Origin of the sequence: Barrientosiimonas endolithica (assembly GCF_030296655.1) — a bacterium.
Classification (GTDB): Bacteria; Actinomycetota; Actinomycetes; order Actinomycetales; family Dermatophilaceae; genus Barrientosiimonas; species Barrientosiimonas humi.
The window spans coordinates 351,898-367,581 of sequence record NZ_AP027735.1 but is presented as its reverse complement, the minus strand read 5'-3'; the positions used below and the strand labels follow the sequence as shown (position 1 = coordinate 367,581).

17 protein-coding genes and 3 pseudogenes are annotated in these 15,684 nt (G+C 73.3%); 1 reads left to right on the top strand and 19 read right to left on the bottom strand.

Features of this window, described 5'->3' with window-relative positions:
* The 15 genes and pseudogenes from QUE40_RS18750 to QUE40_RS01820 all read right to left on the bottom strand — a co-directional run bounded on the left by QUE40_RS18750 (position 1) and on the right by QUE40_RS01820 (position 12,100).
* Complete coding sequence (locus QUE40_RS18750) at positions 1 to 207, bottom strand: sulfite exporter TauE/SafE family protein (protein WP_350227043.1); 207 nt, start codon at positions 205 to 207, stop codon at positions 1 to 3.
* A complete protein-coding gene (locus tag QUE40_RS01885; protein ID WP_350227042.1) occupies positions 186 to 746 on the bottom strand; it encodes a cytochrome c biogenesis CcdA family protein in 561 nt (186 codons plus the stop codon). The genes QUE40_RS18750 and QUE40_RS01885 overlap by 22 nt, the downstream gene beginning before the upstream one ends.
* Complete coding sequence (locus QUE40_RS01880; protein WP_142007339.1) at positions 743 to 1,339, bottom strand: TlpA family protein disulfide reductase; 597 nt, start codon at positions 1,337 to 1,339, stop codon at positions 743 to 745. The genes QUE40_RS01885 and QUE40_RS01880 overlap by 4 nt, the downstream gene beginning before the upstream one ends.
* The gene (locus QUE40_RS01875) at positions 1,336 to 2,013 is read right to left on the bottom strand and encodes a histidine phosphatase family protein (RefSeq protein ID WP_289232153.1); all 678 of its coding nucleotides are present in this window, start codon (positions 2,011 to 2,013) and stop codon (positions 1,336 to 1,338) included. The genes QUE40_RS01880 and QUE40_RS01875 overlap by 4 nt, the downstream gene beginning before the upstream one ends.
* A 3-nt stretch (positions 2,014 to 2,016) precedes the next feature.
* Positions 2,017 to 3,371 (bottom strand): annotated as a pseudogene (hemL, locus tag QUE40_RS01870) (glutamate-1-semialdehyde 2,1-aminomutase).
* Between the two features lie 65 nt (positions 3,372 to 3,436).
* Positions 3,437 to 3,925, bottom strand: a complete 489-nt coding sequence (locus tag QUE40_RS01865) for a MarR family winged helix-turn-helix transcriptional regulator (RefSeq protein WP_289232152.1) — start codon at positions 3,923 to 3,925, stop codon at positions 3,437 to 3,439.
* 66 nt (positions 3,926 to 3,991) lie between these two features.
* The gene (locus tag QUE40_RS01860) at positions 3,992 to 4,939 is read right to left on the bottom strand and encodes a M15 family metallopeptidase (protein ID WP_142004164.1); all 948 of its coding nucleotides are present in this window, start codon (positions 4,937 to 4,939) and stop codon (positions 3,992 to 3,994) included.
* A 98-nt stretch (positions 4,940 to 5,037) separates the two neighbouring features.
* Positions 5,038 to 6,027, bottom strand: coding sequence for a porphobilinogen synthase (hemB, locus tag QUE40_RS01855; RefSeq protein ID WP_289232151.1), 990 nt, complete (start codon positions 6,025 to 6,027; stop codon positions 5,038 to 5,040).
* Complete coding sequence (locus QUE40_RS01850; protein WP_289232150.1) at positions 6,027 to 7,658, bottom strand: bifunctional uroporphyrinogen-III C-methyltransferase/uroporphyrinogen-III synthase; 1,632 nt, start codon at positions 7,656 to 7,658, stop codon at positions 6,027 to 6,029. Before QUE40_RS01850 ends, hemB begins: the two co-directional genes overlap by 1 nt.
* Positions 7,655 to 8,652 (bottom strand): annotated as a pseudogene (gene hemC / locus QUE40_RS01845) (hydroxymethylbilane synthase). The gene QUE40_RS01850 and the pseudogene hemC overlap by 4 nt, the downstream one beginning before the upstream one ends.
* Positions 8,649 to 8,978 (bottom strand): hypothetical protein, encoded by a 330-nt coding sequence (locus QUE40_RS01840; protein WP_289232149.1) that lies wholly within the window; start codon positions 8,976 to 8,978, stop codon positions 8,649 to 8,651. The pseudogene hemC and the gene QUE40_RS01840 overlap by 4 nt, the downstream one beginning before the upstream one ends.
* Before the next feature lie 329 nt (positions 8,979 to 9,307).
* Positions 9,308 to 10,045: pseudogene (hemA, locus tag QUE40_RS01835) on the bottom strand (glutamyl-tRNA reductase); the annotation flags it as partial.
* The gene (locus QUE40_RS01830) at positions 10,042 to 10,752 is read right to left on the bottom strand and encodes a redox-sensing transcriptional repressor Rex (RefSeq protein ID WP_289232148.1); all 711 of its coding nucleotides are present in this window, start codon (positions 10,750 to 10,752) and stop codon (positions 10,042 to 10,044) included. The gene QUE40_RS01830 and the pseudogene hemA, both read right to left, overlap by 4 nt.
* A 173-nt stretch (positions 10,753 to 10,925) precedes the next feature.
* Positions 10,926 to 11,210 (bottom strand): glutaredoxin family protein, encoded by a 285-nt coding sequence (locus QUE40_RS01825; RefSeq protein WP_142004158.1) that lies wholly within the window; start codon positions 11,208 to 11,210, stop codon positions 10,926 to 10,928.
* The gene (locus QUE40_RS01820; RefSeq protein WP_289232147.1) at positions 11,210 to 12,100 is read right to left on the bottom strand and encodes a lysophospholipid acyltransferase family protein; all 891 of its coding nucleotides are present in this window, start codon (positions 12,098 to 12,100) and stop codon (positions 11,210 to 11,212) included. Before QUE40_RS01820 ends, QUE40_RS01825 begins: the two co-directional genes overlap by 1 nt.
* Positions 12,101 to 12,115: 15 nt before the next feature.
* On the opposite strand from QUE40_RS01820, the gene QUE40_RS01815 reads away from it, so the two are divergent.
* A complete protein-coding gene (locus QUE40_RS01815; protein ID WP_289232146.1) occupies positions 12,116 to 12,769 on the top strand; it encodes a hypothetical protein in 654 nt (217 codons plus the stop codon).
* Here QUE40_RS01815 and QUE40_RS01810 read toward each other — a convergent pair.
* From QUE40_RS01810 to QUE40_RS01795, 4 genes are all read right to left on the bottom strand, one after another.
* Positions 12,657 to 13,658 (bottom strand): NAD-dependent epimerase/dehydratase family protein, encoded by a 1,002-nt coding sequence (locus tag QUE40_RS01810; RefSeq protein WP_289232145.1) that lies wholly within the window; start codon positions 13,656 to 13,658, stop codon positions 12,657 to 12,659. The two genes, QUE40_RS01815 and QUE40_RS01810, sit on opposite strands and share 113 nt — an antisense overlap.
* Before the next feature lie 138 nt (positions 13,659 to 13,796).
* Positions 13,797 to 13,895: a 30S ribosomal protein bS22 gene (locus QUE40_RS01805; protein WP_003792170.1), complete on the bottom strand. Its 99-nt coding sequence runs from the start codon at positions 13,893 to 13,895 to the stop codon at positions 13,797 to 13,799.
* 120 nt (positions 13,896 to 14,015) lie between these two features.
* Positions 14,016 to 14,216, bottom strand: a complete 201-nt coding sequence (locus QUE40_RS01800) for a helix-turn-helix domain-containing protein (protein ID WP_142004155.1) — start codon at positions 14,214 to 14,216, stop codon at positions 14,016 to 14,018.
* Positions 14,213 to 15,661, bottom strand: coding sequence for an acetoin utilization protein AcuC (locus QUE40_RS01795; protein ID WP_350227041.1), 1,449 nt, complete (start codon positions 15,659 to 15,661; stop codon positions 14,213 to 14,215). Before QUE40_RS01795 ends, QUE40_RS01800 begins: the two co-directional genes overlap by 4 nt.
* Positions 15,662 to 15,684 lie beyond the last annotated feature (23 nt).

Here is a 15,684-nt window from a genome sequence, read left to right as displayed (position 1 = left end):
TCAGATCACCGGTTGGAAGTTGTTGACGAGCTGCAGCTGCATCCACGCGGTCACCTGCTCCCAGATGCCGCTCACCATGAGCAGCCCCATCAGGACCATGAGCGAACCGCCGACCAGCTGGATCGGACGGTGCCGGTCGCGCAGCCAGCGCGACATCGACTCGGCCTTGGACCACCCGGCCGCGATCAGCACGAACGGCAGGCCCATGCCCAGGAGTAGACCGCCGCGAGCAGCACCCCGCGCTGCATCGACGACGCGTCGTCGGTGAGCGAGGCCGACAGCGAGACGATCGCGCCCAGCACCGGCGAGGCGCACGGCGCCATCCCGAGGCCGAACGCGGCGCCGAGGAACGGCGCGCCCGCGAGCCCGGCCGTCGGCCGCCAGCGCACCTGGCTGCCGCCGCGGAAGATGACGCCGAGGTAGATCAGGCCGAAGACGATCACGACCACGCCGCCGACGCGCATGAGCAGCGTCTGGTTGCCGCGCAGGAACTGGGCGGCGGCGCTCGCGGCGAGCGCGATGCTGACGAAGATCACCGAGAAGCCGATGACGAACAGCCCCGCCCCGGCCACCATCCGGCGGCGCCGGACCTCGTCGTCGGACAGGCCCGTGACATAACCCAGGAAGCCCGGCACGAGCGGCAGCACGCACGGGCTCGCGAACGACACCGCACCCGCGGCAAGCGCGAGCAGCAGCGCCAGGGGCAAACTGCCTGCGGCGATGATCTGGGTGGCGTCGCCCGTCACGAAGCGGATTCCTTGACGACGTCGTCGACCAGGCCGCGCAGCGTCGGCGCGGTGGTCTCCCCCGACACCCGGGCGGCGATCCGCCCCTGACGGTCGAGGATGAGCGTCGTCGGGAACGTGGCCGCCTTGCCCTGCAGGGCCAGCAGCGTCCGGCCGCCGTCGTCACGCAGGCTGGGGTAGGTGATGCCGAACTTGCGCATGGTCGAGTCGGCGGCCGCCACCGAGTCGCGCTGGTTCAGCCCCATGAACTGCACCGGCGCGTCGGCCTTCTGGTAGCCGCTCCACACCTGCTGCAGCGCCGGCATCTCGCGCTGGCACGGGCCGCACCAGGCGCCCCACACGTTGAGCACGACCACCGTGCCGCGCTCGCTCGCGACGTCCCACTTCTTGCCGTCCATCGTGGTGCCGGTCAGGTCCAGCGGCACGTTGCGCTGGTCGGCCGTGAGCGTCTCGATGCTGCCGTCGCCGGCGATGAAGCCCTTGTTGTCGCCCTGGCGGGCCTGCTCGGAGATCGAGGCGTTCTGGTTGCCGCACCCCGCGAGCGCCACCACGGCGATCACCGCCGCCGCCACCTTCGCCCGCACGCCAGTCATGCCCCGCCCACCTTGGCCGCCCGCGGCAGCAGCTCCGCCGCCGGCTCGGCGTACTCGATCACGTCGAGGTCGTCGCCGTAGAACACGAACGAGGTGACCGACCCCAGGCTGCACGAGCGGTGCCGCGGGTCGTGCCACAGTCGGCGCCCCTCGGCCGCCTGGCGGATCGTCCAGATCGGCAGCTGGTGGGAGACGATCACCGCCTCGTGGCCGCGCGCGGCGGCGCGGGCGTCGCGGATGGCCGCGGCCATCCGGTCGACCAGCTCGACGTACGGCTCGCCCCAGCTCGGGCGCGTCGGGTTGACCAGCAGCCGCCAGTAGCGCGGGTGCGCCAGCTGGCGCGGGTCGGCACCGACGGTCAGCCCCTCGAACCGGTTGTCCGACTCGATCACCCGCTCGTCGATCGCCACGTCGAGGCCGAGCCGCTGCGCGAGCGGCGCCATCGTCTCCTGGGCCCGCTCGAGCGGCGAGGACACCAGGTGGGTGACGTCGAACTGGGCGAGGTAGTCGGCGGCCAGCTCGGCCATCTCGCGCCCCAGCGCGGACAGGTGGTAGCCGGGGAGCCGGCCGTAGAGCAGCTTCTGCGGGTTCTCGACCTCACCGTGGCGCACCAGGTGGACGGTCGTGCGCTGGGGACGGTCGATCGCCGGCGAGGGGTCGTCACGCTCCGGCATGGGTCAGAGTGTCCCATCCGAACCTGAGAGATTCCCGGCCGCGCGAGCCGCCGCGGGCAGCGCCGCCAGCACCTGCTCCACGGCCGCCTCGTCGTGCGCGGCGCTGACGAACCACGCCTCGAACGCGCTCGGCGGCAGGTGCACGCCCTGCTGCAGCAGCGCGGTGAAGAACCGGCTGAAGGCACCGGTGTCCTGGGACTTCGCGTCGTCGTACGTCCGCACGGGCTGGTCGCGGAAGAAGACCGAGAACATCGAGCCGGCCCACTGCACGGTGTGCGCCACCCCGGCGGTCGTCAGCTCGCGCGAGGCGGCGTCGGCGATGGTGCGGGCCACCGAGTCGAGGTGGGCGTAGACCTCGGGGTGCAGCCGCGCAGCGTGGCCAGCCCGGCGGCGGTCGCGACGGGGTTCCCCGAGAGCGTGCCGGCCTGGTAGACCGGGCCGTCGGGCGCGAGGCGCGACATCAGCTCGGCGCTCCCGCCGAACGCGGCCGCGGGGAACCCGCCGCCCATGACCTTGCCGAAGGTGAACAGGTCGGCCTCGATGCTCGCGCTGGCCTCGGCGCCGAACCAGCCCGACGGGGAGCAGCGGAAGCCGGTCATGACCTCGTCGCTGATCAGCAGCGCGCCGTGCTCGCGGGTGACGCGGCGCAGCCCTTCCTCGAAGCCGGGCACCGGCGGCACCACGCCCATGTTGCCCGGGCAGGCCTCGGTGATGACGCACGCGATCTGCTCGCCGTGCTCGGCGAAGGCCGCCTCGAGCGCGGCCAGGTCGTTGTAGGGCAGCACGATGGTCTCGCTCGCCGACGACTCCGGCACGCCGGCCGAGTCGGGCAGCGCGAACGTCGCGACCCCGCTGCCGGCGCTGGCCAGCAGCGCGTCGACGTGGCCGTGGTAGCACCCGGCGAACTTCACGACCTTGGAGCGGCCGGTGGCCCCGCGCGCCAGGCGCAGCGCGCTCATCGTCGCTTCGGTGCCGCTGCTGACGAGGCGCACCTGCTCGACCGGGGTGCGCGCGACGATCTCGCCCGCGAGCGCCACCTCGTTCTCGCTGGGCGTGCCGAAGGAGAAACCGCGGCCGGCGGCGTCGGTGACGGCCGCGAGCACGTCGGGGTGGGTGTGCCCGAGGATCATCGGGCCCCACGAGCAGACCAGGTCGACGTAACGGTTGCCGTCGACGTCGGTGAGCCACGGGCCGGTGGCGCTGCGGATGAAGCGCGGCGTCCCGCCCACGGCGCGGAAGGCACGCACCGGCGAGTTCACCCCGCCCGGGGTCACCGCCCGAGCCTGCTCCAGCAGCGCGGCGGACCGCTCCGTCGGCTGGTCAGGGGTGGGCGTGGTGGCGGGTGTCGAGCCGGACATACCCAGCATTGTCGCAACCGCCGCGTCGGCGGCGGCACGGTGGTCCGGGTGCCCCGGACCGGGCGTCACAGCGCCATGTTGGGCGCGCTCACCGGCACGTCGCTGAGGTGCTCGGAGATGCGCGCCGAGGCCGCCCCGAGGGCGGCGAACTGCTGGGGGTCGAGCAGGTCGATGAGGTGCTCGCGCACCCCCTGCACGTGCAGGTGCGAGGCCTTGTTGACCAGGGCCATGCCGCTGTCGAGCAGCACCAGCTCGACGCCGCGCCGGTCGTCGGTGACCGGCACCCGCTCGACGAGCCCGCGCTCCTCGAGCCGCTTGGCGGTGTGCGTGAGCCGGCTGCGGGACTGGACCACGATCTGCGCCAGCGCGCTCATCCGCAGCCGTCGCCCGGGCGCCTCGCTGACCATCGACATGATCTCGTACTCGGCCAGCGACAGGTCGAACTCGCGCTGCAGGTCGCGGTCCAGCTGCACCCACAGCTGACGCGACGCGCGCAGATAGGCACGCCAGGAGGCCTGCTCCTCGTCGTTCAGCCAGTGCGTCCCTGCAGTCACCCCCGAATCATAGGTTCCGGGGTCACCGTGCGGGGCTTGGTGGTCCAATCGTGCGGCGCTGTGGCCTCAGCGGTCGTACGACGGTGCGGGCGGCATCGCGAACGCGTCCTCGAGCGAGCCCTTGCCGGAGTCCTCGAGGTAGCCGCTCAGCCACTGCCCGACGTAGCGCAGGTGCCACGGCTCGGGCTGGTAACCGGTGACCTTGGTGTTCTGCTCGGTGTAGCGCACCACGAACCCGGCCGACCCGGCCTGCTCGCGCAGGAACGCGCCCGCGGGGGTCGTGCCGAAGCACTCCTGCAGGTCGCAGCCGCCCGAGCGCGACTTGGCGTCGAAGGTCAGGCCGGTCTGGTGCTCGGAGAAGCCGGGGCGCGCGGAGTAGGTGTCCGCGGCGGCGCGGCCGTCGCGCCGGACGTAGGAGTCGTACAGACCCTGCTGCCAGCCGTACGACCGCAGCCCGGTCGAGGGGTAGAGCTCGACCTTCTCGCCCTTGGCCCGCTCGAGCAGCTGGCGCAGCGCGACGGCGGCGCGCTCGTCGAGCGGGACGCCCTGCACCTTCTCGACCTTGCTGGGCGCCTCGTCAGGCGCGAGCGGGGTGCGCTTGTTGACCACCCGCCAGGAGCTGGTGCGCAGGTAGGCCGTCTCGGTGGTGGCCACGACGACGCGGCTCACCTCGGGCGCCGGCGGCTCGACCGCGTTGCCGATCGTGACGCGCACCCGCTGGCGGGTGTTGGTCGCGACCGACAGCGGGACCAGGCCCTTGCCGCTCGCGGTGAGCGTGGTGCGCCCGACGACCCGGCCGGTGTCGTCCTGGACGACCGCGGTGGTCAGGTCGTCACGGCTGCCGGCGTCGATGGCGACCACGACCCGCTCGGGGGTGACCGGCATGGCGAAGACGTGCGGCGCGCGCTGCGGGGATGGCGCCTCGCCCGCGACGGCTGCGGACACGGGGAGCGCGAGCATCGCCGCCGTCAGCGCAGCGGCACGACGGCAGGTCGAGCGACCCAGGTGGGACATGCTGCGGGCACTCCTTCGATCGGTCGGCTCTTCGGTCGCCCCCACCCTCAGGATAGCGCGCCCGAAAGGCTGACCGGCCGGTCGTCCACGGGCAGGCCTCAGTCGGCCGCGCGCAGCCAGCCGGCGACCTCGACGGCGTAGTAGGTGAGGATGATCTGGGCGCCCGCGCGGCGGATCGAGGTGAGCGCCTCGAGCACCATCCGGTCGCGGTCGATCCACCCGTTGGCCGCGGCGGCCTCGATCATCGCCAGCTCGCCGGAGATCTGGTACGCCGCGACCGGCACGTCGGACTCCGCCGCGACGGCCGCGAGCACGTCGAGGTACGGCAGCGCCGGCTTGACCATGACGATGTCGGCGCCCTCGGCGAGGTCGAGCCGCAGCTCGCGCAGCGCCTCGACGGCGTTGCCGGAGTCCTCCTGGTAGGTCGCGCGGTCGCCCTGCAGGGTCGACTCGACGGCCTCGCGGAACGGGCCGTAGGCCGCGGATGAGAACTTCACGGCGTAGGCCAGGACGATCGTGTCGGTGTGGCCGGCGGCGTCGAGCGCGGCGCGGCAGGCCGCGACCTGGCCGTCCATCATCCCGGACAGCCCGACCACCTGCGCGCCGGACTCGGCCTGCACGACCGCCATCTCGGCGTAGCGCTCGAGGGTGGCGTCGTTGTCGACGCGGCCCTGCTGGTCGAGCACGCCGCAGTGCCCGTGCGAGGTGAACTCGTCGAGGCACAGGTCGGCCATGAGCACGGTCTCGTCGCCGAGCTCGTCGCGCAGCCGGCGCAGCGCGACGTTGAGGATGCCGTCGGGATCCGTTGCGCCCGAACCGATCTCGTCACGCTCGGTGGGCACCCCGAAGATCATCAGCCCGCCGACACCGGCCGCGACCGCCTCGCGGGCGGCCTCGACCAGCGAGTCCAGCGAGTGCTGGACGACGCCGGGCATCGCCGAGATCGGCTGCGGCTCGGTGGCGCCCTCCTTGACGAACATCGGGAGCACCAGCTCGGCCGGGTGCAGCCGGGTCTCGCGCACCAGCCGCCGCACCGCCGGCGTCTGACGCAGGCGGCGCGGACGTACGGGCAGGTCGGCCCGGGCCATCAGGCCTTGACCTTGCGACGGGCGCCGGCCTTCTTCTTCTCGCTCGGACGGCGCACCGCCTCGCCGGCCTCCTCGGCCGCGAGCGCGAGACCCCGGCCGAAGTCGGCGAGCGCGTCGACGAGCGCCTCGGCGGAGGCCTCGCTGGCGAGCACGTCGACCCGCAGGCCGTGCTCCTCGGCGGTCTTGGCGGTGGCCGGGCCGATGCACGCCACGACGGTGCTGGGGTAGGGCTTGCCGGCGATGCCGACGAGGTTGCGCACCGTCGAGGAGGAGGTGAAGCAGACCGCGTCGAACTTGCCGGTCTTGATCGCCTCGCGCACCTCGGGCGCCGGCGGGGCGGCCCGCACGGTGCGGTAGGCCGTGACGTCGTCGACCTCCCAGCCCATCTCCTGCAGACCGGCCACCAGGGTGTCGGTGGCGATGTCGGCGCGCGGCAGGAAGACCCGGTTGATCGGGTCGAGGACCTCGTCGTAGTCGGGCCAGTCCTCCAGCAGCCCCTGGGCCGACTGCTCGCCCGAGGGGATCAGGTCCGGCTCCAGGCCCCAGTCACGCAGCGAGTCGGCGGTGACCCCGCCGACCGCGGCGATCTTCAGGCCGGCGAAGGCGCGCACGTCGAGGCCGTACTCGACGAACTTCTCGCGCACCGCGCGCACCGCGTTGGCGGAGGTGAAGCCGATCCACTCGTAACGACCGGTGACCAGGCCCTTGACCGCCCGCTCCATCTGCTGCGGCGTGCGGGGCGGCTCGACGCTGATGGTCGGGACGACGTCGCTGGTCGCGCCGTAGCGGGTGAGCCGGTCGGTCATCGAGCCGGACTGCTCCTTGGTGCGCGGCACCAGGACGTTCCAGCCGAACAGCGGCTTGGTCTCCCACCAGGACAGCTCGTCGCGCAGCGGCACCGTGGAGCCGACCACGGCCAGTGTCGGCTCGCCGATCTCGGCCCGCGGCAGCGTGGTCGAGACCTCGCCGAGGGTCGTGGTGTGGGTGGCCTGGTGGATCGTCGTGCCGTCGGAGGTCAGCGCCACCGGGGTCTCGGCCGAGCGGCCCGCCGCCAGCAGCTTCTCCAGCGCACCGGTCAGCACCTCGCCGCCGCCGAGCACCACCACGGTGATGTCGTCGTCGACCGAGCGCGACCAGTCGACGCCCGTCGCGCGGGCCGTGACGACGTGGACCGCCTTGGAGGTGGACGCGGTGAGCGGCACACCGGCGTACGCCGGGACCGCGCTGACCGCGCTGACGCCCGGGACGATCTCGAAGGCCACGCCGGCCTTCTGGCAGGCGGCAGCCTCCTCGGCGAGCCCGTTGAACGTCGCGGGGTCGCCGTCCATCAGCCGCACCACCTGGGCGCCGGCGCCGGCGGCCTTGGCCGTGCGCACGACCAGCTTGGCCCGCGACGCCGAGGTCAGGCGCTGCCCGGCCTCGCCGTGGCCGCCGTCGACGATCTCGACGCCCTCACGGGCGTGCGCCGTGGCGAACCGCTCGTCGGCGATCTGGTCCAGGACGATCACGTCGGCCTCGCGCAGCAGCTGCGCGGCCCGCACCGTCAGCAGGCCCGGGTCGCCCGGACCGGCACCGACGAATGCGACGTGGCCGGGTGCCTTGGTCTTCGTGCTCTTGGTCGTGCTGCTCACTGCTCACCCTCCGGGGTGCTGTCGGGTCCTGCGGGTTGCGGGTGTCCTGCGTCCACGGCAGGACCGGGTTGTCGGGGTGGGGCGATCGCGTCGGCCGCCCCGTCGTCGAGGAAGATCTGCGCCAGCTCGGCCCCGAGCCGCTCGGGCTCGTCGATCGGGCCGACGGCGGACCGGCGCAGCTCGAGCGCGCCGTCGGTGGAGCCGACGAAGCCGCGCAGCGAGATGAGCAGCGAGCCGTCCTCCTCCTCGACGATCTCGGCGAGCGCGCCCACCGGCGCCGAGCACCCGGCCTCGAGCTCGCCCAGCAGGGCGCGCTCGGCGGTGACCGCGGCTCGGGTGTCGGCGTCGTCGAGCCCACGGAGCAGCTCGACCAGGTCGGTGTCGTCGGTGCGGCACTCGACCGCGAGCGCCCCTGGCCGGGGGCCGGCAGCATCTGCAGCGGGTCGAGCACCTCGGTGGCCTCGTCGAGCCGACCCAGCCGGGCCAGGCCCGCGCGCGCCAGCACGACGCCGTCGCAGGAGTCGCCGACCAGGCCGATGCGGGTGCCGACGTTGCCCCGGATGGCGCGCACCTCGACCCCGAGGCCGAGGGCCTCCAGCTGGGCGGCACGGCGCGGCGACCCGGTGCCGATCACGCCACCGGCGGGGATCTCGCCGAGGGTCAGGCCGTCGCGGGCGACGAGCACGTCGCGCGGGTCCTCGCGGGGCGGGACGGCCGCGACGACGAGGCCGGGCTGCGGGGCGACGGGCAGGTCCTTGAGCGAGTGCACCGCGAGGTCGACCTCGCCGGCGAGCAGCGCGTTGCGCAGCGCCGCCGCGAACACGCCGGTGCCGCCGATCTGGGCCAGCGGACCGCGGTTGGTGTCGCCCTCGGTGACGATCTCGACCAGCTCGATGTCGTGGCCGAGCGCGCGCAGCCGCTCGGCCACGTGCTCGGACTGCGTCGTGGCCAGCGCGCTGCGCCGGGTGCCGAGGCGCAGGGTGCGGGCGGTCATCGCTCGCCCCCTCTCGGGTCGGTGTCGCGCAGCTCGGGCGGCGGGGTGCGCACGGCCTCGGTGTGGCGCGGGTCGAGGTCGAACAGCTCGCGCAGGGCCGCGGTGTAGTCGTGGCCCTCGCCGGCCAGCTGCTTCATGCGCACGGTCGGGGTGTGCAGCAGCTTGTCGACGACGCGGTGCACGGTGAGCTGCACCTGGGCGGCGTCGCTCTCGCTGAGCCCGGGCGTGCGCGCGCGCAGCCGGGTGAGCTCCTGGGCCACCACGTCGGCGGCGTGGGCGCGCAGCAGGGCCACGGTCGGGGCGACTGAGGCGGCCCGCCGCGCCACGAGGTAGTCGTTGACCTCGCCGGCGACGATCGAGCGCACGGCGCCGACCTGGTCGTGCTCGGCGCCCGAGCCGTCGCCGAGGTCTTCGAGGAGACCAGTAGGACACCCGGCCGCTCCCCCACCTCGAGGGCGACGTCGCGCGGGAGGGCGAGGTCGATGAACGCCTGCCGTCGCACCGGCCCCCGCTCGCCCGAAACGCGGTTATAGCGCTCTGACTCCGCTGCAGCAGGGTCAGAGCGCTGAAACCGCGTTTCAGCGGTCGGCGTGGGGGTGGCCGCCGGCAGAAGGGACTCGTCGATCACGTGACCGACGGCGCCGGTGCACGAGACGACGAGGTCGGACTCGGCCAGCACGTCGGACAGCTCGGACCAGTCGCGGGCGGTGGCGCCGACCGCGCCGGCGAGCCGCTGGGCGGCGTCGAAGGTGCGGTTGACCACGGTGAGCGATCCGCAACCGGCGCGCGAGATCGTATGTGCCGCAAGGCTGCTCATCGCCCCGGCGCCGACGACGGCGACGCGCAGCTCGGTCAGCGAGCCCAGGTGCGGCTCGACCAGACCGATGCCGCGCTCGATGAGCGAGCGGCTGACGCCGTCGATGTCGGTCTCGGAGTGGGCCCGCTTGCCGACCCGCAGCGCCTGCTGCACGAGGCCGTCGAGGCCGCTGCCGACATGACCGGCCGCGCGGCCCTCGCGCAGCGACTCGCGCAGCTGGCCGAGGATCTGCGCCTCGCCGACGGCCATCGAGTCCAGCCCCGCCGAGACCGAGAACAGGTGGGCCACGGCGCGGTCGGAGAAGTGGACGTAGAGGTTGTCGCGCAGCTCGGCCAGGGGCATCCCGGTGGCGGCGGCGAGCGCCTCGCCGATCTCGGTGACGGCCCCGTGGAAGGTCGCCGCCTCGGCGTAGACCTCGACCCGGTTGCAGGTGTCGAGCAGCAGCACCTCGTGCAGCTGCTCGCTGCCCGAGAGCCGCTCGAGCAGGTCGGCGCGCCCGGCCGGGTCGAGCGCGGCCCGCTCGAGCGTGGCGATCGGCGCGGAGCGGTGCGACAGGCCGATGACGATGGTGCTCACGGCGCCGCCCCTTCCTCGAGGTCGTCGGTCTTGGGATCCAGCGCGTCGCGGTCGAGCGCCTTGGGGTCCAGCCGCGGGTGCTGCTGGTGGAAGGCCAGGATCTGCAGCTCGGTGGCGAGATCGACCTTGCGCACCTCGACCCCGGAGGGGATCGACAGCACCGCGGGCGCGAAGTTGAGGATCGAGCGCACCCCGAGAGCGACGAGCCGGTCGGCGACGTCCTGGGCCGCGTCGGGCGGGGTCGCGATGACGCCGATCATGCTGTCGTTGCACTCGCGCGCGAGGCCGTCGAAATCGATGACGGTGAGGCCGGCGATGCGGGTGCCGACCACGTCGGGCGCCTCGTCGACGAGCCAGCGCACCGCGAACCCGCGGGTCGCGAAGCCGGAGTAGGCCGCGAGCGCGTGGCCGAGGTTGCCCATGCCGACGATGGCCAGGGAGAAGTCGTGCCGCAGGCCGAGCTCGCCCTCGATCTCGTCGCGCAGCCGGGCGACGTCGTAGCCGACGCCGCGCACGCCGTACGACCCGAGGTAGGACAGGTCCTTGCGCAGCTTGGCCGAGCGCACGCCCGCGGCCTCGGCGAGCTCCTCGGAGGAGACGGTGTCGGTGCCGGCGGTCGCCAGGGCGCTCAGCGCGCGCAGGTAGACCGGGAGTCGCGCCACCGTGGCGCCGGGGATGACCCGGTGTGCGGCGGGCTCGGCAGACACGGGCGCCTGCACTCCTCTCGGTGGGCGGCGGCCTATACCAAACGGTGATTCCGGAGGTATGGGGACCCCCGCAATATATGCGCTTGTGAACGGCCGCACAAAGTCGCGCCGAGACCCCCTGCCGTGTTATAGCCCGCGTGTGCTAGGCGTACGCCCGCGTCCGGGTGCCGGGGTCAGCGCAGCGCCGCGCGCAGCCGCCGCTCGTCGACCCGGAAGTAGTCGTGCTGGGCGCCGTCGACGAGGGTGACCGGGATCATCTCGGCGTAGCGCCGGGTCAGCTCGGCGTCGTCGACGATCGACTGCTCGCGCCAGGGGACGCCGAGGTCGTCGCAGACCCGCTCGATCACCGCGCGCGCGTCGTCGCACAGGTGGCAGCCGGGCCGGCTGAGCAGGAGCACCTCGTGCTGACCGCCGGCCTGCTGCTCGCCCCGCTCCTCATGGCGTCGCCACAGCGGCATCAGAAGAACACCGAGCGGCGCTGCAGCAGCAGCGAGTAGAGCGTCTGCTGGATGGTCTCGCGCACCTGGTCGGTGAGGTCGAAGACCAGCATCGGGTCGTCGGCCGCGGACGCACCGAGCGAGGCGGTCTCGATCGGCGGGCCGAACTCGATGAGCCACTTGGACGGCAGCGGCACCAGGCCGAGCGGGCCGAGCAGCGGGAACAGCGGGGTGATCGGGAAGTAGGGGAAGCCCAGCACCCGCGCGAGGCTCTTGACGTTGGCGATCATCGGGTAGATCTCCTCCGCCCCGACGATCGAGCACGGGATGATCGGCGCGCCGGTGCGCACCGCGGCCGTGACGAACCCGCCGCGGCCGAAGCGCTGCAGCCGGTATCGCTCGGCGAAGCCCTTGCCGACGCCCTTGAACCCCTCGGGGAAGACCGTCGTGAGCTGGTCGGTCGACAGCAGCCGCTCGGCGTCGGGGTTGGCCGCCAGCGTGCTGCCGGCCTTGCGGGCGAGCTCGCCGATGAACGGCGAGGAGAAGACCAGGTCGGCGCCCAGCATGCGGGTGTGCCGCCCGATCTCGTCGTGGATCGCGAACTGCAGCATCAGCCCGTCGACCGGGACGGTGCCGGAGTGGTTGGCCACGACCAGGGCCGCGCCCTCGGCCGGGAGGTGCTCGACGCCACGCACCTCGACCCGGAACCAGTGCCGGTAGATCGGCCGCAGCAGCGGCAGCCAGACCTCCTCGGTGAACTCCTGGTCGAAGCCGAACGCGTCGAGGTCGTAGTCGCCGGTGACCCGGCGCCGCAGGTACGCCAGGGTGCGGGCGACCCGCCGCTCCAGCTCCTCACCCTCGAGCCCGGCGGTGCGACCGGCCGCGCGCAGCAGGCCGACCAGCGCCGACACCCCTGCTCGACGCCGGTGACGCTCAGCAACGAGGGAGACGAGGCGCCACCAGCGCCGCCCGGGCCGAGCTCGGCGGCGACCGGCTCCGGCGAGTCGGCGACCTCGGCGATGTCGGGCACGGCGCGCAGCCGGCGCTCGGCATCGGTGCGGCGCGCCTCGGCCTCGGCCCGCACCCGGCTGCGCGGCGGGCGCTGGCGCACCGCGCGGCTGGCCGCGCCCAGCTCGGCCGGCTGGGTGGGCACGGCCGTCTCCTCGGAGGCGGCGGGCGGGCTGGTCGCGGGTGCCTTCTTGGCGGGCGTCGCCGTGCGGGTCGAGGCCTTCGTGGTCGACGGTGCCTTCTTCGCGCTCGACGGCTTCTTGCTGGCCGTCGACTTCTTGGCGGTCGTCGACGGCTTGGTCGTCGTCGCCTTGCGGGTCGAGGCCTTCTTGGCGGTCGGCTTCTTGGCCGCGGGCTTCTTGCCCGCCGGCGCCGAGCTCGACGACGTGCCGGACGACGTGGTGGCGGCGGTCTTCTTCGCCGCGGCGGTGCTGCGCGGGCGGGGCGTGGACGGCTGGCTCACGAGCGGTCTCCGATCAGCGACGAGATGGCCACCCCGGGCGACGGCGGCCAGACCGGGTCGGCGCCGAACACCTCGCGGATGGTGTCGCGGGTCGTGTGGTCGGGGGTGAAGCCCAGCAGCTCACGCATGCGCGTGGTGTCCAGGGCCCGGCCGTAGCACAGCCACTGCCACTGGCTGGAGTCGAACGCCCCGAGCCGGGCGGCACGGGCGCCGCTGGTGACGGCGCCGGCCAGGACCGGCACGAACGGCACCGTCGGACGCCCGGCCAGCCGGGCGGCCTGCCGCACGGTGACGATGCCGTCGCCGGCGATGTTGATGATGCCGGTCGCCTCGCTGGTGGCGGACGTGACGAGCGAGCGGACCGCGTCGTCGAGGTGGAGCACCTGGATGCGCCCGTCGTACCCCATCGGCACGGGCATGGCGCGCATGCGGAAGTAGTCGGACAGCGGCGTGCGCATGCCGGGGCCGGCGATGTTGGCCATCCGCAGCAGGGTGATGTCGACGTCGGGGCGGCGGCGGGCGAAGCCGCGCACGTAGTTCTCGACCTCGACCGAGTCGCGCGGGAAGCCGGCGGTGGGGGCGCGGCGGGGCGTCATGTCCTCGGTGAACATCGCCGGGTCGCGCGGCGAGGCGCCGTAGACCGCGCCGGTGGACTTCACGACCAGCCGGTTCAGCGACTCCGCCTTCTGGCACGCAGCGAGCAGCTGCATGGTGCCGATGACGTTGATCTCCTTCTGGGCGGTGCGGCCGCCGGCCTGCCGCGGCGTGGTGATGACGCCCAGGTGCACGACGGTGTCGACCTGCTCCTGCCGGATCACCTTGCCGATGATCGGGTTGCGGATGTCGGCCCGCACGAACCGCGCCGAGCCGATGCTGTGCGGCGGCGGCACCGAGTCGACCCCGATGACCCGGTCGACGTCGGCGTGCTCGCTCAGCGCACGCGCGGTGAGCCCTCCGACGAGACGGGACACGCCCGTCACCAGCACCACCTTGCCCATCCGCGGCTCCCCTCTCCGTGCGGCTCGTGCCGATGCTAGTGCGGCACGTCCTGCGTCGCTGGCCAGTCGCTCACCACCCGAGCGGGCGGTACGACAAGAGCCCCGGGTCAGACCCAGGGCTCTGGACGTTGCGGCGCCTTACTTCTTGTTGCGGCGCTGGTGGCGCGTCTTGCGCAGCAGCTTGCGGTGCTTCTTCTTGGCCATGCGCTTGCGGCGCTTCTTGATGACCGAACCCATGCGTGGTCGTCCTTCGGTGTGGCGATCAGGAATGTCAGTGAGCCGCGGCGCGAGCCGAGGTCGTTCCGCCCAGGGTATCCCCCGAGGGCGCGCAGCCCGAATCGAGGCGGGTGGGGGCGGTCAGGCCGAGTCGATGAAGGAGTTGCGCAGGTAGGCGTGCACGGCGTCCTCGGGGACCCGGAAGGAGCGCCCGACGCGAATGGCAGGCAGCTCGCCGCCGTGCACCAGCCGATAGACGGTCATCTTCGACACACGCATCAGCGTGGCAACCTCGGCGACGGTCATGAACGACACCTCGCCGACCTGGCGGTCTTCTGTCATGGGGTTCGCCCCGACCTTCCCACTGTGCGTGACCCCTGTGCGGTGGGGCTGCTGGTCACCGCGTGGCTCGTGTTCCCTGCGTGGCGCAGGGGATGCCTGGCGGTCTCTGTGGCGCACACGATAGGGCCGAACGGGTCGCCGTGGAAAGTCCTGAGTGCGCGGATTGCTCCACCGTCCACCCGACACGCCGGTCGCCTGGCGGAATTTCGCGGTTCACACAGATGTCGAACGCGGTCAATCGAAGTACACGTCGAGGCCGTGGAGGGGAAGACGGCCTCGCGGGTCGCCATGATCGCCTGGTCCAGCGAGCTGTCCGGGTCGTAGCCGCTGTGCCACGAGCGGTACCAGACCACCCCGTGCTCGCTCACCCCGTCGCCCATCGACGCGGGGCCGGGGCGACCGACGAGGGTGCGCACGTGCTCGCGCCAGCCGCTCGGCACCGGCTGCTCCAGGTCGACGGGCACGTGCGCCGCGATGGCCGCGAGGTGGGTCCAGGCGCGCGGCACCACGTCGACGATCTCGTACCCGCCGCCGCCGAGCGCGACCCAGCGCCCGCCGGTGAGGCGGTGCGCGAGCCGGTGGAGGGTGTCGTACGCCGTCCGCTGGGCGTCGATCGAGATCGCCAGGTGCGCGAGCGGGTCGGAGTAGTGGGAGTCGCAGCCCTGCTGGGTCACCAGCACCTGCGGGCGGAAGGCCTCCAGCAGCGGCGGGACGACCGAGTGCAGCGCGCGCAGCCACGCCGCGTCGCCCGTCCCCGGAGGCAGCGCGACGTTGACGGCCGACCCCTCGGCGTCAGGCCCGCCGATGTCGCCGGGGAAACCGGTGCCGGGGAACAGCACCCGGCCGCTCTCGTGCAGCGAGACGGTCAGCACCCGCGGGTCGTCCCAGAACGCCTGCTCGACGCCGTCGCCGTGGTGCACGTCGATGTCGACGTAGGCCACCCGCTCGGCGCCGTTGTCGAGCAGCCACTGGATGCCGATGGCGGCGTCGTTGTAGACGCAGAACCCGGCCGCCCGGTCGGGCATCGCGTGGTGCAACCCGCCGGCGATGTTGACGGCGTGGTCGGTCTCGCCGCGCCACACGTCCTGGCAGGCCTGCAGGGTTCCCGCCGCGATCAGCGTCGACACCTCGTGCATGCCCGGGAAGGCCGGGTCGTCCTCGGTGCCCAGCCCGTACGCCGGGTCGGCCTCGGCAGGGTCGAGCGAGGCCCGGCGCACGGCCTGGATGTAGTCGTCGGTGTGGACCGTGCGCAGGAACGCCCCGTCGGCGTCGGGCAGCCGCGGCGCCACCACCTGCAGACCGGGCGCGTCGAGCACGCCGAGCTCGTCGGCCAGCCGGGTGGTGAGGTCGAGCCGCAGCGGGTTCATCGGGTGCCCCGCCCCGAAGTCGTACCGGGTCAGGCTCGGGTCCCAGTAGAACCGGCTGCGGGACTCCTCGCCGCTCATGCCTGCTGTCGCGCTCGGTCGCA